This is a genomic window from Martelella lutilitoris (assembly GCF_005924265.1).
In the GTDB taxonomy this organism is placed as follows: Bacteria; Pseudomonadota; Alphaproteobacteria; order Rhizobiales; family Rhizobiaceae; genus Martelella; species Martelella lutilitoris.
The window spans coordinates 38,304-63,851 of the sequence record NZ_VCLB01000007.1; the positions used below are offsets into that span (position 1 = coordinate 38,304).

At 60.4% G+C, this 25,548-nt stretch carries 23 protein-coding genes and 1 tRNA gene; 17 read left to right on the forward strand and 7 right to left on the reverse strand.

The window, feature by feature from the left end:
* The first annotated feature begins 115 nt into the window (after nucleotides 1-115).
* On the forward strand, nucleotides 116-2,275 hold the full coding sequence (locus FF124_RS13135) for an AAA family ATPase (protein WP_187326932.1): 2,160 nt from the start codon (nucleotides 116-118) through the stop codon (nucleotides 2,273-2,275).
* A gap of 245 nt (nucleotides 2,276-2,520) precedes the next feature.
* Here the strand turns inward: FF124_RS13135 and FF124_RS13140 are convergent, their stop codons facing one another.
* On the reverse strand, nucleotides 2,521-4,449 hold the full coding sequence (locus tag FF124_RS13140; protein WP_138748955.1) for a hypothetical protein: 1,929 nt from the start codon (nucleotides 4,447-4,449) through the stop codon (nucleotides 2,521-2,523).
* Nucleotides 4,450-4,496: 47 nt separating this feature from the next.
* Nucleotides 4,497-4,823 carry a plasmid mobilization protein gene (locus FF124_RS13145; protein WP_138748956.1) on the reverse strand — a complete coding sequence of 109 codons (327 nt, stop codon included), beginning with the start codon at nucleotides 4,821-4,823 and terminating at the stop codon, nucleotides 4,497-4,499.
* 627 nt (nucleotides 4,824-5,450) lie between these two features.
* Between FF124_RS13145 and FF124_RS13150 the strand changes: the two genes are divergently transcribed.
* Complete coding sequence (locus tag FF124_RS13150; protein ID WP_138748957.1) at nucleotides 5,451-5,750, forward strand: hypothetical protein; 300 nt, start codon at nucleotides 5,451-5,453, stop codon at nucleotides 5,748-5,750.
* Here FF124_RS13150 and FF124_RS13155 read toward each other — a convergent pair.
* Both FF124_RS13155 and FF124_RS13160 read right to left on the reverse strand, forming a co-directional pair.
* On the reverse strand, nucleotides 5,732-6,997 hold the full coding sequence (locus FF124_RS13155) for a DUF6538 domain-containing protein (RefSeq protein WP_138748958.1): 1,266 nt from the start codon (nucleotides 6,995-6,997) through the stop codon (nucleotides 5,732-5,734). The two genes, FF124_RS13150 and FF124_RS13155, sit on opposite strands and share 19 nt — an antisense overlap.
* A 141-nt stretch (nucleotides 6,998-7,138) precedes the next feature.
* A tRNA-Ser gene (locus FF124_RS13160) sits at nucleotides 7,139-7,228 on the reverse strand.
* 347 nt (nucleotides 7,229-7,575) lie between these two features.
* Here FF124_RS13160 and FF124_RS20920 point away from each other — a divergent pair.
* From FF124_RS20920 to FF124_RS13220, 12 genes are all read left to right on the forward strand, one after another.
* Nucleotides 7,576-8,415, forward strand: coding sequence for a septal ring lytic transglycosylase RlpA family protein (locus FF124_RS20920; RefSeq protein WP_281285279.1), 840 nt, complete (start codon nucleotides 7,576-7,578; stop codon nucleotides 8,413-8,415).
* Between the two features lie 79 nt (nucleotides 8,416-8,494).
* Entirely contained in the window at nucleotides 8,495-9,172 is a 678-nt protein-coding gene (gene tmk / locus FF124_RS13170; RefSeq protein WP_138748960.1) for a dTMP kinase, read from the forward strand.
* Nucleotides 9,165-10,211 carry a DNA polymerase III subunit delta' gene (locus FF124_RS13175; RefSeq protein WP_138748961.1) on the forward strand — a complete coding sequence of 349 codons (1,047 nt, stop codon included), beginning with the start codon at nucleotides 9,165-9,167 and terminating at the stop codon, nucleotides 10,209-10,211. The genes tmk and FF124_RS13175 overlap by 8 nt, the downstream gene beginning before the upstream one ends.
* Before the next feature lie 155 nt (nucleotides 10,212-10,366).
* On the forward strand, nucleotides 10,367-11,911 hold the full coding sequence (metG, locus tag FF124_RS13180) for a methionine--tRNA ligase (RefSeq protein ID WP_138748962.1): 1,545 nt from the start codon (nucleotides 10,367-10,369) through the stop codon (nucleotides 11,909-11,911).
* Nucleotides 11,912-11,917: 6 nt separating this feature from the next.
* Nucleotides 11,918-12,697, forward strand: coding sequence for a TatD family hydrolase (locus FF124_RS13185; RefSeq protein WP_138748963.1), 780 nt, complete (start codon nucleotides 11,918-11,920; stop codon nucleotides 12,695-12,697).
* A gap of 2 nt (nucleotides 12,698-12,699) precedes the next feature.
* Nucleotides 12,700-13,527, forward strand: a complete 828-nt coding sequence (locus tag FF124_RS13190; RefSeq protein ID WP_138748964.1) for an MBL fold metallo-hydrolase — start codon at nucleotides 12,700-12,702, stop codon at nucleotides 13,525-13,527.
* 297 nt (nucleotides 13,528-13,824) lie between these two features.
* Complete coding sequence (locus tag FF124_RS13195) at nucleotides 13,825-14,919, forward strand: ABC transporter ATP-binding protein (RefSeq protein WP_138748965.1); 1,095 nt, start codon at nucleotides 13,825-13,827, stop codon at nucleotides 14,917-14,919.
* A gap of 90 nt (nucleotides 14,920-15,009) precedes the next feature.
* Complete coding sequence (locus FF124_RS13200) at nucleotides 15,010-16,110, forward strand: extracellular solute-binding protein (protein WP_138748966.1); 1,101 nt, start codon at nucleotides 15,010-15,012, stop codon at nucleotides 16,108-16,110.
* A 126-nt stretch (nucleotides 16,111-16,236) separates the two neighbouring features.
* Complete coding sequence (locus FF124_RS13205; RefSeq protein ID WP_138748967.1) at nucleotides 16,237-17,886, forward strand: ABC transporter permease; 1,650 nt, start codon at nucleotides 16,237-16,239, stop codon at nucleotides 17,884-17,886.
* A 10-nt stretch (nucleotides 17,887-17,896) separates the two neighbouring features.
* Complete coding sequence (locus FF124_RS13210; protein ID WP_138748968.1) at nucleotides 17,897-18,751, forward strand: ABC transporter permease; 855 nt, start codon at nucleotides 17,897-17,899, stop codon at nucleotides 18,749-18,751.
* Nucleotides 18,752-18,886: 135 nt separating this feature from the next.
* Complete coding sequence (locus tag FF124_RS13215; protein WP_138748969.1) at nucleotides 18,887-19,729, forward strand: DUF1295 domain-containing protein; 843 nt, start codon at nucleotides 18,887-18,889, stop codon at nucleotides 19,727-19,729.
* A gap of 34 nt (nucleotides 19,730-19,763) precedes the next feature.
* Entirely contained in the window at nucleotides 19,764-20,264 is a 501-nt protein-coding gene (locus FF124_RS13220) for a hypothetical protein (protein WP_138748970.1), read from the forward strand.
* 3 nt (nucleotides 20,265-20,267) lie between these two features.
* Here FF124_RS13220 and FF124_RS13225 read toward each other — a convergent pair whose 3' ends face one another.
* From FF124_RS13225 to FF124_RS13235, 3 genes are read right to left on the reverse strand one after another with little or no spacing between them, the layout of a single operon-like run.
* Nucleotides 20,268-21,485, reverse strand: a complete 1,218-nt coding sequence (locus FF124_RS13225) for an SAM-dependent methyltransferase (protein WP_138748971.1) — start codon at nucleotides 21,483-21,485, stop codon at nucleotides 20,268-20,270.
* Entirely contained in the window at nucleotides 21,469-22,278 is an 810-nt protein-coding gene (locus FF124_RS13230; RefSeq protein WP_138748972.1) for a DUF1365 domain-containing protein, read from the reverse strand. The genes FF124_RS13225 and FF124_RS13230 overlap by 17 nt, the downstream gene beginning before the upstream one ends.
* Entirely contained in the window at nucleotides 22,275-23,636 is a 1,362-nt protein-coding gene (locus tag FF124_RS13235) for an NAD(P)/FAD-dependent oxidoreductase (protein ID WP_138748973.1), read from the reverse strand. The genes FF124_RS13230 and FF124_RS13235 overlap by 4 nt, the downstream gene beginning before the upstream one ends.
* Before the next feature lie 242 nt (nucleotides 23,637-23,878).
* Here FF124_RS13235 and FF124_RS13240 point away from each other — a divergent pair, with 242 nt between their 5' ends.
* The 3 genes from FF124_RS13240 to FF124_RS13250 are packed head-to-tail and all read left to right on the forward strand — an operon-like array spanning nucleotide 23,879 to nucleotide 25,534.
* The gene (locus FF124_RS13240; RefSeq protein WP_246072453.1) at nucleotides 23,879-24,427 is read left to right on the forward strand and encodes a sigma-70 family RNA polymerase sigma factor; all 549 of its coding nucleotides are present in this window, start codon (nucleotides 23,879-23,881) and stop codon (nucleotides 24,425-24,427) included.
* Entirely contained in the window at nucleotides 24,424-25,104 is a 681-nt protein-coding gene (locus FF124_RS13245) for a ChrR family anti-sigma-E factor (RefSeq protein WP_138748974.1), read from the forward strand. Before FF124_RS13240 ends, FF124_RS13245 begins: the two co-directional genes overlap by 4 nt.
* 10 nt (nucleotides 25,105-25,114) lie before the next feature.
* Complete coding sequence (locus tag FF124_RS13250) at nucleotides 25,115-25,534, forward strand: DUF2177 family protein (protein ID WP_138748975.1); 420 nt, start codon at nucleotides 25,115-25,117, stop codon at nucleotides 25,532-25,534.
* Nucleotides 25,535-25,548 lie beyond the last annotated feature (14 nt).

Below are 25,548 nucleotides of genomic sequence, written 5' to 3' on the forward strand. Positions count from 1 at the left end.
AAGGTAATCCGGAAAGCATATGAGCAATCCTCGGTTCCCTGAAGCGGACTTTCCGGATGATTGCTCGCGCGTTCCGGATTGGAAACGTTCCGCCCAAAACCTCAAGAGGTATGTCATGACCGCATGGATCACCTATGCCGAAAGTCTCATTGCCAGAATGCGAGTGTCACCTGAATTCGACGGACTTCACGGCACGTCATCCGGAAAGCTTGGCCGCAAACGGCAGTACCACGACAGATGGGATGAGAGCGCTCTCGACATTCCTGACAAAATGGAAGCGCCGTCCATCGAGCCGCCGGACCTGCCGCAACGGGCGGTATCGCTGGCGCTGCGCCTTGCCAGAACCTGGGAGAGCGAGAATGCGTTCGAGGACGGGGTCCTGGCTCCCCGGGCGCTCAACTGCCTGAGCGGTATGCGCCCCGGAGAGATCAGCATGATCAAGCGGATCATGACAGCAGTCATGATGCCGGCAGGTCGCCTTGCGGCATCCGATCCCGCATTCCTGAAACAGGCGGAGAACGGTTTCCTGCTGCTGGCACCGGCAGCCGATGGCGACAGCATTTCGGCGCGCCATGCGGTCCGCGATCTCGAGGAGGAAATTCAGCATGCGCTCGATCTCGCATATCCGACCCTGGTCCTGATGCCCGACCAGATCCGTCTCAGCCCGGACCTTCAGGCGGCCTTGCCTGCTCGTGTTCATCTTGCGAGCCTGGACAGGGCCATCATGAGTGCTCATTTCCGGCATCGCTATCCGGACTGTATCAACGGACAAGCCGATCCGGCGCTGCAACTGCCGGACAATATCGGTGACGCGCCCTTTGCCGTCATCAGCGCTGCATTGCGCGAGGCAACCGCTGCCGAAGCCCTTGCGCGATTGAAAAGCGTCGCTCGTTCTGACCGGAAGGCCGGTCCGACGCTCGAGGATATCTCCGGCCATGCACCGGCGCTTGCTGCGGCCCGGATGATGGTTGACGACCTGAAACGCTGGCAGGCTGGTGACTGTCAGTGGCAGGACATGACCCGCTCAATGTTGCTTTATGGCCCGCCTGGAACCGGAAAATCCTATCTTGCCCGCGCCATGGGTAACAGCACGGCTGCGTATTTCGTGCAATCGAGTTTCTCGGAATGGCAAAGCAAAGGACACCTCGGAGATTTTCTCGCTGCCATGCGAAAGACGTGCGCCGACGCCAGAGCGCGCAAACCAACAATCCTGTTTCTCGATGAAATCGACAGTGCAGGAAGTCGCTTCGATGATGACGGGCATGCCCGATCTTACCGTCGACAGGCTATCAACGGTCTGCTCGAAGAAATCGATCTGATCATGCAAAGCGAAGGTATCATTCTTCTCGGCGCATGCAATGATCCGAACGCACTCGATCCGGCACTGTTGCGGGCAGGACGATTCGACCTGAAGATCGAGATGCCACGGCCAGATCGTGAAGGAATCCTCTCCATGCTGCGCCAGAAGCTCGAGCACGACGCTCTAGTCGCTAAGGATCTGGATGCGCTGGCGCGCAGAAGCACCGGAATGACGGTGGCCGACATCGATGCCGGGGTGCGTCAGGCACGAACTCTGGCGCGCGCCGCAAATCGCGCGCTCTCGCTTGCCGATCTGGAGCGTGTGTTTCCGTCCCCGGCATCGCAGGACCTGGAACGCGACTGGCGTATCGCCGTGCATGAAGCCGGCCACGCTATTGTCACGCAGGCGCTGGGAATGGGAACCGTCCAGCGCGTGGCACTGGTGGGCGGTGGCGGCGTGAGCGTCATCGACCGAATGCCGACCCAGGGGCGGATCTGCGATATCGAAAGCGCTCTGACCTGTCTGATGGCCGGCCGTGCGGCAGAAATGCTGATCCTCGGCAATATGTCGTCGGGCGCCGGTGGACCGGTCGGCTCCGATCTCGAGCAGGCGACAGCTTTGGCCCTCCGGATCGACACCAATTTTGGTATCGGTGAACACGGACCAACCTGGCTCGGCGATATCGCGACCATCTCCTTGCGCGATCCCGATCAGCGCCGTCGCGTTCGAGCCCGCCTGGAGCAGGCGGAGCAACACGCCTCCGAAATCCTTGCGGCCCATCAGGAGGTCCTGACGCGGATGGCGCGTAACCTGGTCCATGAACGTGAGCTAACAGGTGGCCCGCTCCAAAACCTCCTAAGCGATGTCATCGTACAGTCGAAGGCTTCAGCGCCACACCAACAAGGAACAAGGGCGGATGAAGATGACACGAAAAAGGGAGCTGACGTACCCATCCAGGAAAAGACATCCTGCTGAAACCGTGTTCCTCTTCTTCAGGGAATGAAGGCGGCATCCGTTCTGACACGCCCTGGCGACGCTGGCGTCGCCAGGGCGTTATTGCAATGCCGCGGCAGCATGCGGTCCCCGCATGCTGCTTCCAGCCAGTACTCCGCTTCGCGGCCAGGCAAGGGGCTGGAATGTTCCGCCAGAGGCGGAACCAATCCATCAAGAAAGAAAATAGATTGATCGAAGGGGACTAACCCTGCCCAAGAGAGCCGATATCACAATTCCGGCAAGTCAGGCGCGGAATCGGGGGCATCATTCTCGAATGGTGATGTCGTCTCCACTGCCCCAACCCTCAACTCACGCACAAGGCCGTCGCGGTCGATGTCCAATACGCGGTATCCGTCATATAGGAAGTGGCCATCGGGGGTCTGTCCACGAAGCATCTCCTGGTCCTGATAGACAACGAAACTGACACGCGGCATGGGTTGACCGCGCTGTGCCGCGGCCTCCGCCACTCTCCGGATCAGCTCTGCCCTTGTCGGCGGTGCTATTACGTTCCCAGCGGCTGGCCCAGCGCCGCCAACACCTTTGAAAGATCGTTTCTCATTGCCGATATATCTTGTGTCTGCGCCAGGATCTGCGTCTCGATATGCTTCACTTTCTGCCGCGTTTCCTGATCGGCCTCCAGCGCCGTCACCGCGCGATCCATCTGGTCCGCCACGCGCTGGATCTGGTCGATGAACCGCTCGATCCGGGCCGAGATATCCGGATTTTTCTCCTGCATCAAAAGCATTTCCAGCGGGTCGATCAGCGCGGTCAGGCGCTTGATGTCCCGACCGAGCTCCTCCCAGTTCACCTGCGCTTCCTTCCTCTTTTCCATTCATTGACTCCAATCGTTTTTCAAGGGATCTCCACCGTGCCTGATCAAGGCGCAAAAGCGACTTCGCCAAAAGGTGAGACGCCTGCCGTTCAATCAGGCGGCCGAGCAGGCGCCTGAACAGCTCTCCGATCCGACGCGTGATCTTGTTCGTTCCCGCTGATCTGGCGTCTGCGGACAACGGTGATTGATGCATATCGAGGTCGCTCGATATCCGGAGATCTTCCGACCATGGCGCTGTCTCGCCGTCCCGCTCTGTCCAGATATGGCTTGCAGCTCTTTTGAACCTCTGCCTGAACAAGGTGCCGGAAAGCGCCAGATGGCCCTGATGGCAGGCCGGCAGTGAAAGTCCTGGTCCGCGTAGAATATCACCGGGTCGTTCCAGCACCGTATCCGGATAGTGGTACCGGGACCGATTGAGCGCCGCACGCCTTTCCATTCCCTCGGCCAAAAGTGATGGCGCCCGCCGGAGCTCGTCCGCTCTTTCGATCAGACGCTCGCCCATCGACAGGCTATGTCGCGGGTCTTCCTCGCGAAAGAGATCTGAAAAGGCATAGCCGGACAACCGGATATCACGTTCCAGACCGGGTCCTGTGAACGTTGTCGTACGAAGATTCTTGCGTTTGACGCGAATGCCGAGCTCAGACAGCTCCGGCGCAATCGCATCAAGAAGCATTTCCCGTGAAAATATGCGGGTATAGTCAAAACGAGCTGCGGCAATCTCGATGATCCTGTCACGCATATCGGCGCCAGGATCATTGCCATTCCGCTCGGCCTCGCGTCTTTGCTTTAGCTGCCTGTCGGTCATTGCGAAATCACGCTTTCGCAGCGGTGAAAGAGGGTCTGCCGACTCGAAACGACCATTGACCGTATCACGAAAGGAATCCCAAAGGCCGCGACTGACTTTCCCGGGCGGATTGGCGTTATAGGCGCGCGGGCTACCATCTGCTTTCAAAACCGCCCGAGGCAGCATGATATTGACCTCCAGTCGGCCGGTATGCGTGTGCGTGCCGACAAGCGGATGAAGGCAGGCTCTCTGCGGCAGCCCGGCATAGGCCACATTGAAGAAGAGGTTCAATGTCTGGCCAACCTGCATTCGCGAGGCGGCATCACCGGCATTGAATGCGGCGACATCAATATCGCTGCGATCAAAGGATAGGGTCGCTACCGAATAGCGATGCTTGGTCTCCAAAAGCTGCATCGCAGCCAGCACGAGCCGCGGGTCACTGATCAGGACTTCCGGCGCAGGGTCGCGGAGAACAGAAAGGCGCTGCCCGTTCATGTCCTTGGTTACGCGCTGCGCGATCAGATACCGGATCGCTGCCATCAGGTTGCTCCGCAGATCCGCTCCGCTATGCGGCGACCATCCCAGGATCATCGGAACACCAAGCCGTCAACGACACGATCATAGGCACGCTCAAGTCGGAGAAGCGCCTGAAGCACTTCAGCATTCCCGCCGTTCCTATCAATCACATCGACAAGATGGTCCTGCCGATCCCGGATAGCTTGCAAGGTCTCGATGATCAGCAATCCCTGCCTGGCGCTGATCGGGCGGTCAGTACGCCTCTGGCGGAGATAGGCTGAGATCGACATTCCTGCATCGTCTGCCTCCTTACGGATCTCCTCCCAACGACAATCTGCAATCCAGACCTCCCTCTGTTTGCTCTTTTCCGCTTCGGCTTTTCTTGGGCGTCCAGCCATGAACTTCATCCGCTTTCCGGTTCAAAGGGAATTTTACCCCCGGCGTGCGAGGAGCCTTGATGAATCAAAAGTGCTCGATTTCTGTGAAAAAACAAAACGGAAAGAAAAATTGCCTATCCACCGACGCCGACGCGTTGAGGATGCGGTGGTAACAAAAGTCCGCCTTTCATCCGTCTGGGCAAATTGTTCGTGACTGACGCTACCCCCGGTCAGGCTACGACCTTCCTCAGACACACCCACAACGCAACATGTCATTCTGTTTGTCGCGGAATCTCATCTTGATTGTCGCGCCGCGCGACAGCCTGCAGTCAATCAGTGCGCAGCCGGAACGACCGGGAATCGCTTTGTGCATACCGCGACGGCGTCGGGTCAGATAGCCCGACGCAGCATGGAGAAACGGCCCAGATTGCACAGGTCTAGGCTCCGTATCCGGTTTATATCAGACATCGCCGAAACGCGTCCCAGCGAACGCCCCTTCACGGCCAGAAACGGTCATGCTCGCTCGACGACGAATAATTCATAACAATTCCGGAATCTATCCACATTTTCAGTTATTTGGCGTGAATTTTGGAATGGATAAAATTCTCCCGTCCCGTCAGACTCGGCTCATCAGAAAACACGAAAGTCATGCCGCAGGAAGGCATTGGCGTGGGGCCTATGGCGCAGGGACAGGAAGAGCAGACCCGATTGCATGGGACGGAAGGTCGGCAATATCGCCGACCGTCTTCCTGCTCGCCTGCAGGGCAGGACGAGCTTGCCCGGCTGGAGGACGCCCTGATGATTGTGGCAAGGCTGATCGACACGGACCCGGTCTACGTGCCGATTTTCGAGCGTCTCGAGCGGGAGATCGAGCGTGAGAAAGAAAAGACGTCGAACAGTGCCGTAAATCGTGCAAGGTTACTGCTCGCTCAAAATGAGATCGGCTGAAGTAGTTCGCTCATCTGTTCCAGACTCGCGCCAGCACCATACTTCTCGCGATAGAGTGCATGCCCCATCAGATCCCGGCGGATCCGTTCGTCAATGCCGGCCGCCAGCATGCGGTCCTCGAATGAATGCCTCAGGCAGTAAAGGGTGTGTGCCGGTGTTTCGCGCAGGCCATTTTCCCTGAAATACTTGTTGATGGTCCCGCTCAGCCCTGCCGACTTTGTCCGGTATCGCTCGAAGCCATCAGGAAATTGCCGCATCGCCTCCAGTGAAACGCCAAGCAAGGGGATAACTCTCCGCGCATTCTTGCTCTTCAGTTGCCGTCCGATGGGCTCGATCGAAATGTACGGGATATTGGCATCAAGGTGGATCTCATCTCGCGTCAGCGCGGCAAGCTCGCTCGGCCTGGCTCCCGTATTGATCATGGCAATCAGGATTGCACGAGCATCCTCATTCAGCCCATCAAGCGCGTCCGGCCGTAACAGTTCATCACGTATCCATGCCCGGGAGAACGGGGGTCGGGTCTTGGCTTCGCCTGCCTTCAGCGCAAGATCCGTCAATGGCAGAACAAGCCCCAGCCGCTTCATCCGGTTGACGGTCTTCAACACGTCTCCCAGATGGGTGAAGTCCTTGTTGGCCGTATCGGGAGAGACTTCTCCAGCATCAACCCGCTCGACCCACCACGCTCGGAAATCGAGCATATCGTCGCCAGAAATCTGGTTGATCGCGAGGTTGCCACAGACATCGATGAAATTCTTGACGGCCCTGATCCGGGGATTTCTCCAGCACCGCAGCTGGTCCTCGCTCTTTCCAACAATACGGTCCTTGGCCAGCGGCCAGTAAAGCTCCAGCGCTCGTTGGACTGTGATTGCCGGCTCGGCAACACCGCCAAGCAGCGCCGCAGCCTCCTGCGGCTCGCTTCTCTGCGCATCGACCGTTTCAATACGCGAAAGAAGTTCGGCTCTGGGGAGTGCGGCCACCTTCTCGACCGTCAGGTAGCGGTAGCCACGGCGCTGGGCCAGCTCCGTGGCAGCCTGAAACCGCAGCTCAGCATCCTCCGTGTCACCTGCAAGCCGGGCCTCCCAGGCCTCGATCTGTTCGGCCCAGATCAAAGCTTCCTTGGCCTTGGCCTGTGTCTCGGAATCGGTGTGGAGGCTCAGCCAGATCTCATCGCGGGTGTCGACCGCAGCAAACCGCGCCGGAACACGCCGCCGGATATAGAATACCGAACCTCGTCGCATGACCGACATCGCGCGCTCCCGTAGTCATTGTGGAGCGGAATGTGTAGCATATTGTGTAGCGAAAACGAAGAATGAAAGGCTTTGAAATCGGGGATATTAACCTAACAAATTGTTTTCTATCGCTTATTTTGAAAATGCCTGAAAGTCCTATGGCGGAGGAGGTGGGATTCGAACCCACGGTACGCTTTCACGCACGCCGGTTTTCAAGACCGGTGCCTTAAACCGCTCGGCCACTCCTCCGCTGCGATCCCGGTTAGCGGATTGTGCGACCACCGTCGATGCAGCGTTCCGCGCTTTATCACCGCTTTCTTGCACCGGTCAATGCCGTATCAACCCGTCCGTGCCAATATGCCGAGATGAAGGCTGTGGCTGCCGGGCTTTCGGCAATTACGGGTTGAATGGGGCGGGCGAATTTGCTACGCGCCTTAAAGAGGCCACGAAGTCTCTCGATAGGGGACGATATCCAAATTTCAAGATGGCGGTTTCAGGCGAGGTTTTTCCGCCGGCCGGTCAAGACAAATGGAAGAATTGCTGGCATGAGAGAGTTCCGGTTATCCGCTTCGGTCGCAATGTTGGCCGTGACAGCCATGCTGAGTGCTTGCACGACCACTGGAGATACATCCGACAAGACCAAGGATGACGTCAAGGACGCCACGGAGACCGCCGCGGAAAAAACCGCGACTTCCACCAGTCTCGGTTATCAGAAGATCGGCAAGCCCTATCAGGTGAAGGGCAAGTGGTACACGCCCAAACATGTCGAGAAATATTCCAAGGAGGGGCTCGCCTCCTGGTACGGTCCGAACTTCAACGGCGGGCGCACCGCCAATGGCGAGACCTACGACATGAACCACCTTTCGGCGGCCCACAAGACGCTGCCGCTGCCGAGCTATGTGCGCGTCACCAACAAGAAGAATGACAGCTCCGTCATCGTGCGCGTCAACGACCGCGGCCCCTTCGTTTCCGGCCGGATCATCGACCTGTCGAAAAAGGCGGCGGAAATGCTCGACATGACCCGAGAGGGCGTTGCCGATGTGCGCATCGACTATATCGGTCCCGCGCCGCAGTCGCCCGATGACATGGACTATCTTCTCGCTTCATACGAGAAAAAGGTTGTGCCGGAAGGTGTCGATCCCGCCCGCTTCGGCGAAGGCGGGGTTCAGCTTGCGCAGGTGGAGACGAAGCCGACGGCCGAGCGTTCCAACACCCTGATGGCCCTTGTCGACAACAAGGCCGAGACGAAACCGGCGGCAATGGCGGCCAATATGAAGGTCGCGGCAGTCGCCTCCGCAAAGGCGCCGCAGGAGGCGCTGGCGCTCGTCGACAGCGTGCCGGACGCGCCGACAAACGCAGCCGGCCAGGCGGCGGAATCGATCCTGACCGACGATGCGAGCCTGCCCGTCGTCGCCCCCATTCCGTTTAAAAAGTAAGGTCCTGCGCCCGCAGGGCTTTTTCCGGCCGCCGAATTCCTCTAAACCGGCGATGGTCGGGACAAAGGCAGCGAGCGGCATGGCTGAAAAAGGCATTTTCATCAGTTTCGAGGGCGGGGAAGGCGTCGGGAAATCGACGCAGATCCGCTTGCTCGCAGAACGCCTCGGCAAGCTCGGCCATCAGGTGCGCGTCACCCGCGAGCCCGGCGGCTCGGCCGGCGCGGAGGCCGTGCGCCACGTTCTGCTCTCCGGCGCCGCAGAGCCTTTCGGCGTCGGCATGGAGGTTTTGCTGTTTGCCGCCGCCCGCAACGATCACGTGGAGGAAATTATCCGTCCAGCGCTCGCCGCCGGAGAGATCGTGCTCTGCGACCGGTTCATGGATTCCTCAAGGGCCTACCAGGGCGCCTCCGGCGTGCTGGCCCCGGAATTCGTCGCCACAGTGGAGCGGGTTGCCGTCAGCGGCGTTCGCCCCGACCTGACGCTGATCTTCGACCTCGATGCCCTGGAAGGGCTGAAGCGGGTACGCAGGCGGCTGCCGGAGACCGCGCTTGCCGGTGCCCCGGACCGTTTCGAGAAGGACGACATCGCCATTCACGAGGCGCGCCGACAGGCGTTTTTAAGCATTGCCGAGGCCGAGCCGGAGCGCTGCCGGGTCATCGATGCCGCGGCCACGCCTGAAACCGTTGCCGAGGTGGTCTGGCGGGTCGTGTCGCAAGCGCTTGCCTCCCGCAGTCTCAGGGGCGGCGCCGATGGCTGACGAGCTTCTTCTGGAGGGCGCCGTCGAGCCTTCGCGCAATCGCCATCTCTTCGGCCACGGCGAGGCGGAAGCCTATCTCGCCCAGTCCTATCGCAGCGGCAAGGGGCATCACGCGCTTCTTCTCGAAGGGGCGGCCGGCATCGGCAAGGCGACGCTTGCCTTTCGCTTTGCCAACCATGTGCTGCATTTTCCCCATCCCGCCGATGCGCCGGATCAATTGATCACGCCGGATCACGCCTCGCCGCTGACGCGCCAGATCATCGCCGGCGCGTCGCACGATCTCCTGCACCTGAAGCGCCCGGTGGACTCAAAGAGCGGCAAGCTGAAGACGGCGATCACGGTGGAGGAGGTGCGCCGGGCAGGGCACTTCCTGTCCCAGACCTCGGGAACGGGCAATTGGCGCATCGTCATCGTGGACGCGGCCGACGACCTCAATCGCAATGCCGCCAATGCCATTTTGAAAATTCTCGAGGAGCCGCCGAAAAACGCGATGTTCCTGCTGATCTCGCACGCGCCGGGAAGGCTTCTGCCGACGATCCGTTCGCGTTGCCTGCCGCTGCGCCTGCGGCCGCTGGCAGCGGTAGACCTGAAGGCGGCGCTCGGCGCGCTCGGTCTTTCTGCGCGCGGACAGGATGAAGAGCGCATGGCGGCGCTTGCAAACGGCAGCGTGGCCGAGGCGCTGAAGCTGGTCAATTACGGCGGACTGGAGATCATCGATGCCTATGACGCCGTGCTGAAGGGGACGTCCGCCGAGGCACGCCTCGTGATGCACAAGCTCGCTGACACGGTGTCGAAGCGCGAGAACGAGACCGTTTTCGACTTTCTTCTCGGCCATGTCGACGGGGACATCAAGGTGCGTGCGCGCGGGGCGGCGTTTGCCGGCAATCTCAGTCTCGCCGAACGGCTGGCCGGCCTGTCCTCCGAGATCGCCGCCGATGTCGCTGAGGCCGATGCCTATAATCTTGACCGCAGGCAGCTGGCGCTCGACCTCCTGTCGCGGCTGAGAACAGCGCTCGAACCTTCTGGCGCCGACGCCTGACGCAGGTTTGACTTGATGCGCTGATGGAGGGGCGTTAAGACCGGTCTGATTTCAAGCACCGGTCCCGGTTTCCAGCGGATGCCGGCTTGCCCGCATTATCAGGAACGTCCCCGGAGCGAAGCGGCTCCGCGACAGCCATGCACACGGACAGCGGAATGAGCGACAACAACAAGTATTTCATCACAACGCCGATCTTCTATCCCAATGGCGCGCCGCATATCGGTCATGCCTACACCATGATCGCGACCGACGCGCTGGCGCGGTTCCGCAGGCTGGACGGCATGGATGTGCGCTTCCTTTCGGGCACGGACGAGCACGGCCAGAAGATGCAGCAGACCGCCGAGAAGGAAGGCATCGCGCCGATCGAACTGGCGGACCGCAATTCGGCTGTTTTCCGCGGGTTGCTCGCGACGCTCAATTGCTCAAATGACGATTTCATCCGCACCACGGAAGAGCGCCATCGCAAGGCCGTGCAGGCGCTTTGGAAGCGTATGCAGGAAAACGGCGACATCTATCTCGGCAAGTATGGCGGCTGGTATTCGGTGCGTCAGGAGGCCTATTTCGACGAGGGGGAGACCACGCTCGGCGAGGACGGCGTGCGCCGCGAACCGCTCGGCTCCCCGGTCGAATGGGTCGAGGAGGAGAGCTATTTCTTCAAACTGTCGGCCTATGGCGAGCGCCTGCTCGAATATTACGACGACCACCCCGAATTCATCGGTCCGGCGGAACGCCGCAACGAGGTGATCTCCTTCGTCAAGTCGGGCCTCAAGGACCTGTCGATCTCGCGCACGACCTTCGACTGGGGCGTGCCGGTGCCCGGCGATCCCGACCATGTGATGTATGTCTGGGTCGACGCGCTGACCAACTATATCACCGCGCTCGGCTTTCCGGACGAAACCGGGCCGATGTGGTCCTACTGGCCCGGCATTCATATCATCGGCAAGGATATCATTCGCTTTCACGCGGTCTACTGGCCGGCCTTCCTGATGTCGGCCGGCGTTGCGCTTCCGGCGCGGGTCTATGCCCACGGCTTTCTTCTCAACAAGGGCGAGAAGATGTCGAAGTCCGTCGGCAATGTCATCGATCCCTTCAATCTCGTCGAGCATTTCGGCCTCGACCAGATCCGCTATTTCATGCTGCGCGAGGTGTCCTTCGGTCAGGATGGCAGCTACAGCGACGAGGCGATCGGCACGCGCATCAATTCCGATCTCGCCAACGGCATCGGCAATCTCGCCAGTCGCTCGCTGTCGATGATCGCCAAGAACTGCGACGGCAAGATCCCGGAATGCGGGCCGCTGACGGCCGAGGACGAAGCGATGCTCGCATCTGCCGACGGCGTCATCGAGACGGTCCGCGAGGCGATGGACAAATTCGCGATCCATCGGGCGATGGCGGCAATCATCGGGCTCGTCTCGGAGGCTGACCGCTATTTTGCCGGGCAGGAACCCTGGGCGCTGCGCAAGACCGATCCGGACCGTATGGCAACCGTCCTTTACGTGACGGCGGAAGTGGTGCGCCAGGTCTCGATCCTGCTGCAGCCGGCCATGCCGGCCTCGGCGGCGAAATTGCTCGACCTGGTGTCAATCCCGGAAACAGAACGCGATTTCGCGCATTTGGGAAAGACGGGCCGGTTGAAATCGGGCACGCCGCTTGAAAAGCCGTCGCCGGTCTTCCCGCGTTACGTTGCGCCCGAGGAATAGGAATTCATGCTGATCGATAGCCATTGCCATCTCGATTTCCCCGACTTTGACGCCGAACGCGACGACCTTGTCGCGCGCGCGAAGCATGCCGGCGTCGGGCAGATGGTGACGATTTCAACGCGCGTGAAGAAATTCAACCAGGTCGTTGAAATCGCTGAAAAATATGAGAACGTCTTTTGCTCTGTCGGCACCCATCCGGCCAATGCAGATGAAGAGCTCGACATCGGTACGGATGATCTGGTTCGCTTGAGCGGCCACCCGAAAGTGGTGGCGATCGGCGAGGCTGGGCTCGACTACCACTACCAGCCGGAAAAGGCCGAGGCGCAGAAGACCGGGCTGAGACGGCATATCGCGGCCGCGCGCCAGACCGGCCTGCCGCTGGTGATCCACAGCCGCGACGCCGATGACGACATGGCCGCGATCCTTCGGCACGAAACGGGCGAGGGCGCGTTTCCCTTCATCCTCCACTGCTTCTCTTCCGGCGCGGCGCTTGCCAGCACAGGCGTGGAGCTTGGTGGCTATGTGTCCTTTTCCGGCATCCTGACCTTCAAGAAATCCGATGATCTGCGCGCCATTGCCGCCGATGTGCCGATGGACCGCCTTCTGGTGGAGACCGACGCGCCCTATCTGGCGCCGACGCCTTTCCGCGGCAAGCGCAACGAGCCGTCTTACGTGGTCAACACCGCACGGGTTCTCGCCGAGGTCAAGGGCGTCAGCGAGGCCGAGATTGCCGACATCACCACCGAGAACGCGTTCCGCTGCTTCTCGAAGATGACGCGGGTCTGACCTTGGTCTACCGCCGCCGCTTCACCATTCTGGGCTGTGCTTCCTCGCCCGGCGTGCCGCGCATCACCGGCGACTGGGGCGCCTGCGATATGGCAAACCCAAGAAACCGCCGCACGCGCACGGCCTTTCTCGTCGAGCAGTTCGCCCCCGATGGCGGCGTGACGACGGTGGTGATCGACACCGGGCCGGATTTCCGCGAGCAGATGGTGCGCGCCGGCGTGAAACGCATCGATGCGGTGCTGTTTACCCACGCCCATGCCGATCACATCCACGGGATCGATGATATTCGCGGCTATTTTCATGCCCAGCGCCAGCGCATCCCCGTCTATGCCGATGAGGCGACGATGGCGCGCATTCTGGAAGGCTTTGCCTATTGCCTGGAGACGCCGAAAGGCAGCGCCTATCCGCCGATCGCGCGCGCTAATGTTATCGAGGATTTTGAAAATGCCGTCGAGATCGACGGGGCGGGGGGCAGGATGCGGTTCATGCCGCACCGCCAGCAGCATGGCGACATCATCTCGCTCGGCTACCGGCTGGGGAATGTCGCCTATTGCACGGATGTCAGCGATTTTCCTCCCGATTCGGCCGAAAAGCTACGCGATCTCGAGCTTCTGGTGATCGATGCCCTGCAATATCATCCGCATCCGAGCCATCTTTCTCTCGGTCAGGCGCTGTCCTGGATCGAACGCCTTGGCGCGCGTCGGGCTATCCTCACGCATATGCATATTCCGCTCGACTACGCCACGGTCGCAGGCGAAACGCCGGACCATGTGGAGCCTGCCTTCGACGGGCTGAGCGTTACTTTCGACGTCGACGACAACGCGATCTGAAATCCGGATTGAAGCAAAAGACTTTAATTGAACGTCGCGCGTAATTCGTCGCGGCGCGCCTGTATTTCCTGTGCCAAATGCGTGTTCTTGCAGCCTAAAATGCCTACGACGAAAGTCTGTCAACCCCAGAAAAAGGCAAATCCCTGTTGAAATTCGGGGCGATTTCTGCCCATTCTTTGTCCGATTGGAAAATTTGAGGTTGATTTAGGCAGCGCGAATTGCAGTATGAAGCCGGATTGCTTGAGAAGGCCCGCACAAGAATGGGGCCCGCAAGGTCCACAATGACAAGGGGACAAAATGGCTGAAAACCGGGGTGCTTCGGTTAAGTACGATAATGTTCAAAAAAGTTATGATGGCGAAAGCCTCGTTGTTAAGAAATTAAATCTGGATATTCCGCCGGGCGAATTTTTGACCATGCTCGGCCCTTCCGGCTCGGGCAAGACGACCTGTCTGATGATGCTTGCCGGCTTTGAACCTGCCACCTATGGCGAAATCTTTCTCAACGAGAAGCCCATCAATAACGTGCCGCCGCACAAGCGCGGCATCGGCATGGTTTTCCAGAACTACGCTTTGTTCCCGCACATGTCGGTTGCCGAGAACCTTGCCTTTCCGCTGCAGCTTCGCAACATGGGCAAGGCCGAGCAGGAAGAGAAGGTCAAGCGCGCGCTCGACATGGTGCAGCTTGGCAATTTTGGCGCTCGCCGTCCGGCGCAGCTTTCCGGCGGCCAGCAGCAGCGCGTGGCTGTGGCGCGCGCCCTGGTATTCGATCCCGATCTGGTGTTGATGGACGAACCGCTCGGCGCGCTCGACAAGCAGCTGCGCGAGCAGATGCAGTACGAGATCAAGCACATCCACGAGCAGCTCGGCGTCACCGTCGTCTACGTGACGCATGACCAGACCGAGGCGCTGACCATGTCCGATCGCGTCGCCGTTTTCAACGATGGCGTGGTGCAGCAGTTGTCCGAGCCGTCCATGCTTTATGAGGACCCGAAGAATTCGTTCGTCGCCCAGTTCATCGGCGAGAACAACAAGCTGAGCGGCACGGTGACCGAAATTCGCGGCAGCGAATGCTCCGTCAAGCTCGATGACGGCACGATGATCGTTGCCGACAAGGTGAATGTCGACAATGTCGGCGATCGCACAACCATTTCGCTCCGGCCGGAGCGTGTCGAAATCGTTCCCACCGATGATCATGCCAACACCATTACCGGCACGATCGAGGAACTGATCTATCTTGGCGACCATATCCGCGTGCGCATGAATGTGTGCGGAAACGACGAGTTCGTCGTCAAGGTTCGAAATCGCGGCGAACGCTGGGATCTCCACGAAGGCAAGCAGCAGACGATCGGCTTTGCCGCCGGCGACTGCAAGGCTCTTGATCCCGTCGCGTAACAGCAACTGCCGGTCCCCTTGATCGGCGGTTCTCCAAAATCCGGACTTTGAAGGTCCGACCAATTATCTCGAAGAAGGGGAAGAAAGACTATGAAATCCAAGTCTATTATTCTTGCACTGGCGGCAACGCTCGCCACGTCGACGGCAGCTTATGCCGAACAGATGACCATCGTTTCGTGGGGCGGCGCCTACCAGGATTCGCAGAAGAACGCCTACACGGATCCCTACATGGAAATGAATCCGGATATTGAAGTTGTCTGGGACGAATCCTCGAATGAGGCCGTGGCCAAGCTGCGCGCCATGAACGAGGCCGGCAATGTGACCTGGGATCTGGTCGACGTCGTCGCCGCTGACGCCATGCGTCTTTGCGACGAGGGTCTTGCCATGGAATATGACCCGGACGAGCTTCTGGCCGATGCGCCCGACGGCACGCCGGCTTCGGAAGACTTCGGCGACCTGATCGTCTCCGACTGCTTCATTCCGCAGATCGTCTATTCGACGACCGCCGCCTACCGTCCGGACCTGCTGCCGGAAGGCGCGCCAGAGCCGGAATCCATCTGCGCCATGTTCGACACCGAGACCTATCCGGGCAAGCGTTCGCTCGAAAAGCGTCCGATCAACAACATGGAATGGGCCCTGATCTGCGACGGCGTTGCCAAGGAAGACGTCTATGACGTTCTGGAAACGGAAGAGGGTCAGGACCGCGCCTTTGCCAAGCTCGACACCATCAAGGACGATGTGATCTGGTGGTCGGCTGCTGCCGAGCCGCCGCAGCTTCTCGCCGATGGCGAGATCGTCATGGGGTCGTCCTATAATGGCCGCTGGTTCTCGGCGATCGTCGAAGAGGATCAGCCCTTCAAGATGCTGTGGGACGCGCAGGTGTTTGACCTTGACGGCTGGATCATTCCGGCAGGTCTGCCGGAAGACCGTCTCGCCATGGTCAAGGATTTCGTCAGGTTCGCCACCGACACCCAGCGTCTGGCCGATCAGGCTGCCTACATCTCCTACGGCCCGGCGCGCAACTCCTCGGCTCCGCTCGTCGGCAAGCATGCCGAACTCGGCGTCGACATGGGGCCGCACATGCCGACCGCTCCGGAGAATTCGAAGAACGTCTTCGTCTACAACTACGAATGGTGGGCTGACTACCGCGATGACCTGGACGCCAAGTTCCAGGCCTGGCTGGTACAGTAAGAGCCATTTGCTCTGACGAGAGCGCGGAAGGGCCGGCTGCGGCCCTTCCGCACCACGCATACCAAGGCCGCGACAGACGGTCGAGCATGATGGCCAAAGGCCGAACCAGCAATAGAAGCGGGGACCATGAGCGACACGACCTCCAACACGGCGGAGAAGCTGACGACCTCCGACGGCAAGCCGCTGAAGGCAAGCCTTGCAAAGGCGCTGAGACGCCAGAAGATGCGCGCGCTGCTTCTGATCGCGCCGCTCCTGCTTTTCGTGCTGATTTCCTTTGCCGCGCCGATTGTCGACATGCTTTTCCGCTCGGTGCAGAACGAGATCGTTCCCGAAACCCTGCCGCGCACGGTGACAGCGCTGGAAAGCTGGGACCCGGCTTCCGATCAGCTGCCTGATGAATTCGTGTTCGCCGCGCTGCGTGACGACCTGATCATTGCCGCCGAGCGCAAGCAGCACACCCGTCTTGGCTCACGGCTGAACTATGAAATGACCGGCATGTCGAGCCTGTTCCGCAAGACCGGGCGCCGTGTTGACGATTTCGGCGAGATCTTTACCGAACAGTTTGAGGACCTGAACGAGACCTGGGTCGAGCCCGCCACATGGGTTTCCCTTATGGCATCGGAAGACTGGATCTCGGCGCAGGCGGAATGGGCCGCTGCAGGCGATGACGATGTCGCCGAACCCGCATTCGAGGTTTCCGAGGCGGCAAAGGAAGCGCTGCCGCGCACGGCGGAAATCTATGCCGGCTTCGCCGATGTCATCCAGACGGAAGATAATGACAGCCCGACCGAGGAAGAGCCATGGAATCCGGTCTATGCGGCGCTTTATGACGACCTGATCGCCAATCCAGATGCCGCTGCCGACTATTCCGGTGCGACGGCCGAGCTGCTTTCGACGGCTGCCGCAGCGGTTCCCGAATTCGAAGCCACCACCGCGCGCGAGGAATTCATCGACGCCGATGAGGACTGGGGCTCGCTGGATGTCTGGCAGACGCTTTATCGATTCAAGGGCGCTTACACCGCCGGCTACTATCTGGCCGCGCTTGACGCCCAGATGACGGCCGACGGGATTGAAATGGTGCCCGAGGATCAGCGCATCTATCTACTCCTGTTCATGCGCACGCTGGTCTTGAGCGTGGTCATCACATTCTCCTGCCTCATTCTCGGCTATCCGGTCGCCTTCCTGCTTTCGCATTTGCCGCTGCGCTCTGCCAACCTGTTGATGATCCTCGTGCTTCTGCCGTTCTGGACATCGCTTCTGGTGCGCACCTCGGCGTGGAAGGTTCTGTTGCAGCAGCAGGGCGTCATCAATGATATCCTTGTTTATATAGGCCTCGTCTCCGATAGCGGACGGCTTGCGCTGATCAACAATGCGACGGGCACGGTCATCGCCATGACCCATATTCTGCTGCCCTTCATGATCCTGCCGCTGTATTCGGTGATGAAGACGATTTCGCCGTCCTATGTGCGCGCGGCGAAAAGCCTGGGCGCGACCGACTGGACGGCCTTCTGGCGGATCTATTTCCCGCAGACCGTGCCCGGCATCGGCGCCGGCGCCGTTCTCGTCTTCATCCTGTCGATCGGCTACTACATCACGCCTGAACTTGTTGGCGGCACGTCCGGTATCTTCATCTCCAACCGGATCGCCTACCATATCTCGAGTTCTCTCAACTGGGGCCTGGCGGCCGCGCTCGGCACGCTGCTTCTGGTCGTGGTGCTGCTCTGCTTCGTCATCTACGACAAGCTCGTCGGCATCGACAATGTGAAGCTCGGATAGGAGAAGGACCATGGCCAAACTGCCCCCATACATGACCACCGGCCAGCGCGTCTGGCACTACGGCTTCCGGGTGATCTGCGGACTGATCTTCTTCTTCCTGATCTTTCCGATCCTGGTGATCATTCCGCTCAGCTTCAACGCGACGGACTTCTTCACCTTCACGCCGGAAATGCTGTCCTTCGATCCCGCCGGCTACTCGTTCAAGCACTATCAGGATTTCTTCACCAATCCCGACTGGCAGCAGGCGCTGAGAAACTCCGTGATGATCGCGCCGGCCGCGACGCTTCTGGCCACCGGCTTCGGCACGCTCGCCGCCATCGGTCTGTCACAGAGCCATGTGCCCTATCGCGGGGCCATCATGGCGATCCTGATCTCGCCGATGATCGTGCCGCTGATCATCTCGGCCGCCGGCATGTATTTCTTCTATTCGCGCCTTGGCATTCAGGGCACCTATTGGGGCGTCGTTCTGGCGCATGCCGTGCTCGGCACGCCCTTCGTCATCATCACGGTGACGGCGACGCTGGTCGGCTTCGACCGTTCGCTGGAACGGGCGGCGGCGAGCCTCGGGGCCAATCCGGTCACCACCTTCTTCAAGGTGCAGATGCCGCTGATCCTGCCCGGCGTGATCTCCGGCGCGCTGTTTGCCTTCATCACCTCGTTTGACGAGGTGGTCGTCGTGCTGTTCGTCGGCTCCGCTTCGCAGAAGACGCTGCCGTGGCAGATGTTCACCGGGTTGCGCGAACAGATTTCGCCGACGATCCTGGCTGTCGCCTCGATCCTGGTAACAATCTCGATCATCCTGCTGACGGTGCTTGAGCTGCTGCGCCGCCGTTCGGAAAAACAGCGCGGCCTTTCTCCGGGCTAGGGCATCGGCCCGAAAATCGGAATCGATTTTCGGAAAGCACGATGCGTGGATTCAATAGGATGGAGCTTCCAAAGGCAATCCGTCCTGACGCGCCCTCCGTAGAGATGTGTGAACCGCATTTTTCCGGAGGGCGACGTGTCTTTATCACTGCTGATTTTCGTTTTCATCGGGCTTTGCCTCGGCATGACCGTTGCCTGGGCCGTTCAGAGGCTGACCGGTAACAGCGGCTGGATCGATACGATCTGGGCCGCCGTTACCGGCCTTGGCGGGCTCTCGGTGATCGTCTTTTCGGAGAGCGGCAATCCGGCGCGCAAGTGGCTCGCCGGCGTTCTCGTCGGGCTCTGGGCCCTGCGGCTTGCCGGCCACATCGCCACGCGCAGCGCCGGCAAGAAGGATGACCCGCGCTATGCCGCGCTGATTGAGGAATGGGGTCATAGAGCCGGGCCGCGACTGCTGTGGTTCCTGCAGATCCAGGCCTTCGCGGCCTTTGTCCTGGCGCTGTCGATCTATGGCGCAATCCTCAACCCGGCGCCCTTTCCCGGCATTCTCGACGGACTGGCCCTCGTCGTGGCCTTGATCGCGATCGCGGGCGAGGGAACAGCCGACTGGCAGCTTTCACAGTTCAAGCGCCGAAGCCCGGAGGGCAAGACGGTCTGCGATATCGGCCTGTGGGGCTATTCGCGTCATCCGAACTATTTCTTCGAATGGACCTGGTGGTGCGCCTGGCCGCTTCTGGCGCTTGCCGGCTTTCAGTCGATCCTGCCGTTCATCCTGTCGCTTCTTGCGCCGCTGATGATGTATTGGCTGCTCAATCATGTTTCCGGCATTCCCTATCTGGAAAAACACATGGAGAGCTCGCGCGGGGAGGCCTTCAAGGCTTATCAGAAACGCGTCAACGCCTTCTTTCCCTGGTTTCCAGACGACCGAAAATCCAGCCTTGGCAAGGGTTTGAACAAGTCCAATGACGTCAATTCCTAAGCCCGGTCGGGAAGGAGCCCGACGCGCTGATCCGTTGACGAGCGCGGCCGGCGCAACGGCCCTGGTGCTGGCGCTCAACAAACCGGTCTATCCGCTCTATGTCTGGTTCCTGGCCGAAAGCGCGTTTCATCTCTCCCTGCTGACGGCGCTGACCATGCCGCTCTATCTCGCGGTCTGGCATCTGTCGCGCAGCGGCAAGGGGCGCGCGGCCCGTCTCGGCATGGTGATTGTCGGCATTGTTGACACACTGGCGATCGCGTTGATTCTCGGCGGAGAAAGCGAGACGCTCGCTTTTCTGTTCGCATGCCTGATGCTGGCCGGACTTTCCTTCTATCGCTCGGAAGTCTGGCTTTCGCGCGGGCTTGTCGCGGCGATCTTTGTCCTTTTTGTCGCGCTTGAGGGGCGCATCGGAGCGCCGCTGATGCCGGTTGAAGAAGACGACATGCGGAGCCTCGCCTTCCTCAACGTCACGGGAGCGGCTGCCCTTGCAGCCTTCATCATGCTGCGCTTCCCGAGGGCGGAGCGGCCGGACTGACCGTCAGATCGCCGGCTTCATCAGGTGGAACTGCGCGACATCGATCCGCCCGGCGCTAAAGCCGGAGGCGCAGTAGTTGAGATAATAGCGCCACATCCGACGGAAGCGCTCGTCGAAGCCGAGCGGGTGGATCGCCTCCCATTCCGACAGGAACCGCTTCTCCCACTCCAGCAGCGTGCGCGCGTAATCATTGCCGAAGGAAAACAGGTCCTTCACCGCCAGGCCGGCGCTCGACGCGCCCTTGCGGAAGGTTTCGATGGAAGGCAGCATGCCGCCCGGAAAGATGAAATGCTGGATGAAGTCCGGATTGCTGCGGTAATCGTCGAGGCGGTGATGTTCGATCGCGATCGACTGGATAACGGCCGTGCCGCCGGGCGCCAGCCGCTGATTGACCGTCTCGAAGAAGACAGGCCAGTTTTCCTCGCCGACGGCTTCGAACATCTCGATCGAGACGATCTTGTCAAACGTGCCGCGGCAATCCCGGTAATCCTCGAGCCGAATGTCGGTCTGAGCGGCAAGGCCATTGTCGGCAAGCCGCTTGCGGGCGAATTTTGCCTGCTCCTGCGAAAGCGTCAGGCCGGTAACGTGGCAGCCGGTGGTTCTGGCCGCATGCTCGGCAAAGCCGCCCCAGCCGCAGCCGATCTCCAGGATCCGGTCTTGCGGCCCTACCTGGAGACAGGCGAGGATGCGGTCGTATTTCGCCGTCTGCGCTTCCGGCAGGGAGCGTTCGCGGCCTTCGTAGAGCGCGCTCGAATAGGTCATCGTCTCGTCGAGCCAAAGCTTGTAGAAGGCGTTGCCGAGGTCATAGTGGAAGGCGATGTTGCGCTTGCTGCCCGTTTTTGTATTGGCGCGCAGACGATGGCGCAGGCGGCTCATCTGGGTGAACAGATAGGAAGAGGAAAGCGTCTTCGACAATTCCTCCTCATTGGCGATCGCCAGATCGATGACCGCGCCGAGATCCGGCGTGTCCCAGTCGCCGTCGATATAGCAGCGGGCAAAACCGAGGTCGCCCTCGCTCAGCAGCCGGAAGAGCGGGCGGGCGTTGTTGAGTCGGATTTCCGCAGCAGGGCCTGCCTTGGCTCCGGAGACGTAGGTGCTGCGGCCATGGGGGAAACGGAGCGTCAGAGAGCCTGTGTTGATCCTGGCGGCCATGCCGGCGATCGGCTTCTGCCACAGTTTCAGGCTCTTTTGCGGTGCGTCCTGCTCATGCATCTCGGTCATCGGCTTTGTCTCTTCGCGACGGGCCGCCCGCGACAACGCTTTGAACGCGCAATGCGGATGGCCGGTGTTTGAATACCGGTATTCCCTTCATCAACAGTCGTAAAGCTTCGAGGTGAATGCCGGCAATGATTTTTACAGTCATGAGCGGGTAGGCGGCAAAGGCGGAGAGGAGTTTCCGGTCGGAGAGCGCGTCGCGCTTACCGCTGAAGGCTGCAAACAGAAGCGGGCCTTCGCCATCCTTTTCGTTGATGCGCACCGAAACGGTTTCGCCGGGCGGCGCGATGGAGAAGTGATAGGTGCATTCCATCGGGATGAAGGGCGAGACGTAAAGCTGCTTTTCCGCCGTCTGCCGCACTGGCCGATGGTCATCGGCGACGGGGATCACATAGGTCATCCGCTCCTTGAACGTGTTGCAGACCTCGTAGAGGATCGCGACGAGGTCGCCATCTTTGCCATGGCAGAAATAGACGGTGAGCGGATTGAAGACATAGCCAAGAATGCGCGGATAGCAAAGCATTTCGACGCGGGTGACCGGCGCGGAAATGCCGGCTCTTTCGACTTCGCCTAGCGCCCAGGATTTCAGCCCGCCGCCGTCAAGCGCGCCATGATCGCGGTCATGGACGCTGAAGAGGGCGAAGCGGTTGTGACCGAAGAGCCGCAGCGCGCGGTCAAGCTTCGGCAACTCATCCAGATCGATCAGCAGCGAGAACACGCGGTAGTGCAGCCGGTGCGTTTTTGGCCGGTGGCGCCGGTGGATGACGTCGCCTTTGTAGAGGGCGGAGTTCCAGCTCATTCGGCGGCGACCAGGTTCGGGTTCAAGTGGATGCGGCCGGATTCGTTTTCCACCGACCAGGGCCGCCGGACGCCGCCGAGTGCCTCGGCCACGGCAAGGCCCGACTGCAACCCGTCCTCGTGAAAGCCGCTGCCGAAATGCGCGCCGCAATACCAGACATTGCCCTGGCCCTGAATCTGCCAGAGATCCCGCTGGGCTTCGATCGCGGCGCGGTCGAACAGCGGATGGGCATAGGTGTAGCGGGCGTGGATCGCATCCGCCTTGATCGGCTCGGCAGGATTCAGCGTCACGAACAGCGGAATGTCCTCATCAATGTTCTGCAGCCGGTTCATCCAGTAGGTGACGCACAGCGATATGTCATCCGCGCGTTTGCGTTCAAGATAGTTCCAGCTCGACCAGACCTTACGCCGCCTCGGCATTTGTGCAGCATCACTGTGCAGATAGGCTTCGTTGACGGTGTAGCGGAAGGCGGAGAGGAGGCTCTTCTCATTCTCGCCGGCATCCGCCAGCATGGCAAGCGCCTGGTCGCCGTGTGTGGCCACGACCACGGCATCGAACTCCTGCTCCTCGTTGTGGTCGAGCGTCAGGCGCACGCCGTTGTCGAAGCGGCGGATATGCCGGACCGGCGTCGAAAGGCGGATATCGCCGTTGATCTGCTCCAGCATGCGGGTGACGTAACTTCTGCTGCCGCCGGAGACCGTGCGCCATTGCGGCCGGTCGACGAGCGTCAGAAGCCCGTGGCTTTCGAAGAAGCGCGTGAAGGCGGCAAGCGGATAGGCGCGCATCTGATCGGCCGTGGTCGACCAGATCGCCGCGCCCATCGGCAGGATGTGATCTTCGACAAAGCGTCTGGAATAGCCCTTTGAGTCGAGATAGTCCCCGAGCGTCAGGTCCAGCGCGGCGCTGTCATTCGCGGCCGCCGGCGCCTCGCGGTAGAAGCGGAAGATATCGTAGACCATACGCCAGAAGCTGAAGCGCAGGATATTGGACTTCTGCGCCAGCATGGTGGCAATGTTTGTGCCGCCATATTCGAATGCGCCATTGTTGAGCGAGGCGGAAAAGGACATGTCCGATTCTTCCGTCTCAACACCGAGATGGGAAAACAGTGCGGTAAGGTTTGGATAGTTGCGCTCGTTGTAGACGATGAAGCCGGTGTCGACCGGTATGTGGCGACCGCTGATTACGATGTCCGCGGTGTTCGAATGACCACCGGGGCGGCTATCGGCCTCAAACAGCGTGACATGGGCGGATTTGCTCAAGAGCCATGCCGCCGAGAGGCCGGAAATGCCGGACCCTATGACGGCGATCTTCCTGTCGGCGCGGAATTTTCGATGGGCCTTGTCCAGCGTGTGATGCATGCGCGGTTTTCCTCTGATCTTTAGCCTGAATAACGTGTTCGGCGGCCGGGCGGATTGAAATCGGAAGAAATTTGTTGGACCCTTCAATCCGGTTGGAAAACCGCGCCGTTATAGCAGGCATGACAGACCTTGCTCATCATATGCCGGCCGCCGGCACGGTTTCCAGCGCTGCCCGAAACAGGGCGGCGACCTTGATTGTGGGAATGCGGAAGCCAAAGTCGAAAGGCCCAGCCTTGGCGGAAATGTCGGCCGAAGAAATGACGCTTTGTCTGGTGCGCACCGGACGGTCTCGCGATGTCGCTTCTTTCGAGCGGCTGTTCGTGTATTTCGGGCCGCGTATCCGCAGCTTCATGCTGAAACGCGCGCTTGACGGGCAACTGGCCGAGGAACTGATGCAGGAGACCATGATGATGGTCTGGCGCAAGGCCTCGCTGTTCGATCCCCAGCGCGGCAACGCCTCCGCCTGGGTTTTCACCCTTGCCCGCAATGTGATGATCGACAATCTGCGCAAGGCGAAGCGCCCCGAATTCGATCCGACCGACCCCGCCTTCGTGCCCGATGCGCCGGAAACGCCCGACGTCAATTTCGAGCAGGATGAAAGCGCGGAACGGATCCGGCTGGCGCTTGCCAGCTTACCGGAGGAACAGGCCGAGCTTCTGCGCATGTCGTTTTTCGAGGATATTTCCCACAGCATGATCGCCGAAAAGACCAATTTGCCCCTCGGGACTGTCAAGTCCCGGATCCGAGCCGCGTTTTCCAGACTGAGGGCGGCGCTTGGAGAAGACCGATGACCCCGATCAACCACCACATCTCGGATGCCCTGTTGCTTGAATATGCCGCCGGCACGCTGGAAGAAGGCTGGAGCCTGGCGGTTGCCACGCATCTCGCGCTTTGCCCCGATTGCCGCAAGCGCCTGTCGCTGATGGAAGCCGCAGGCGGCGCGCTGATGGAGAGTATCGCGCCTGAGACCACGCCCGAGCGCGAACGAGAAAGCTGGGAGGCCATGCTGCTGCGGCTGAAAGCCGAGCCGGCCGGAGCGCCCGAAAGCGACGCAAAGCCGGCGCGCCGAACGATCAAGGACGTGGACCGGACGATCCCGGAACCGCTTCGCTCCTATATCGGCGGTTCGCTGGATGCGGTCGAATGGCGTCGCCTCGGCATTGGCGCTGCGCAATACCAGGTGCCCGTTGATGGCGATCTCAATGTCAAGCTGCTGCGCGTCGGGCCCGGGCGGCCTTTACCCGAACACGGCCATGGCGGGCGCGAGCTGACGCTGATCCTGAAGGGCTGTTATCGCTGCGAAGGCGAGGCCTTTGGTCCCGGAGACCTTGACGAAGAGGATGAGGAGACGGTTCACGAGCCGGTGGTGACGCCAGATGGCGAATGTATCTGTCTGATCGTCACCGATGCGCCGCTGAGGTTCAAGAGCCGCATGATGCGCGCCGTCCAGCCATTCCTGGGCATATGAGGAGAGGTCGATGACCCGTTACCTGATCGCCTTCGCCGTCATGGCCGCCTGTTTTTCCGCGCTCGATTTCATCTGGCTCGGTACGGTCGCCTTCAGCTTCTACGAGGCGGAGATCGGCCAGTTGCTCTTGGCTTCGCCAAATTGGAATGCCGGTTTAAGTTTTTATTTCATGTATCTGATCGGCATCTATTATTTTGTCGTCTACCCTGGTGTGAAGGCGCGTTCCTGGCTGAAGGGTCTCGTCAACGGCGCGGCTTTCGGCTTCATCGCTTACGGCACCTATGACCTGACCAATATGGCGACGTTGAAGGACTGGTCATGGACTGTCGTCGGCGTCGATATGGCCTGGGGCACGTTCGCGACCGGCCTGACCGGCTTTCTCAGCACCTTTGTGACCGGGCGGATCATGGCCCGCCGGGCCCGCGCTTGACTTCACCGCGTATG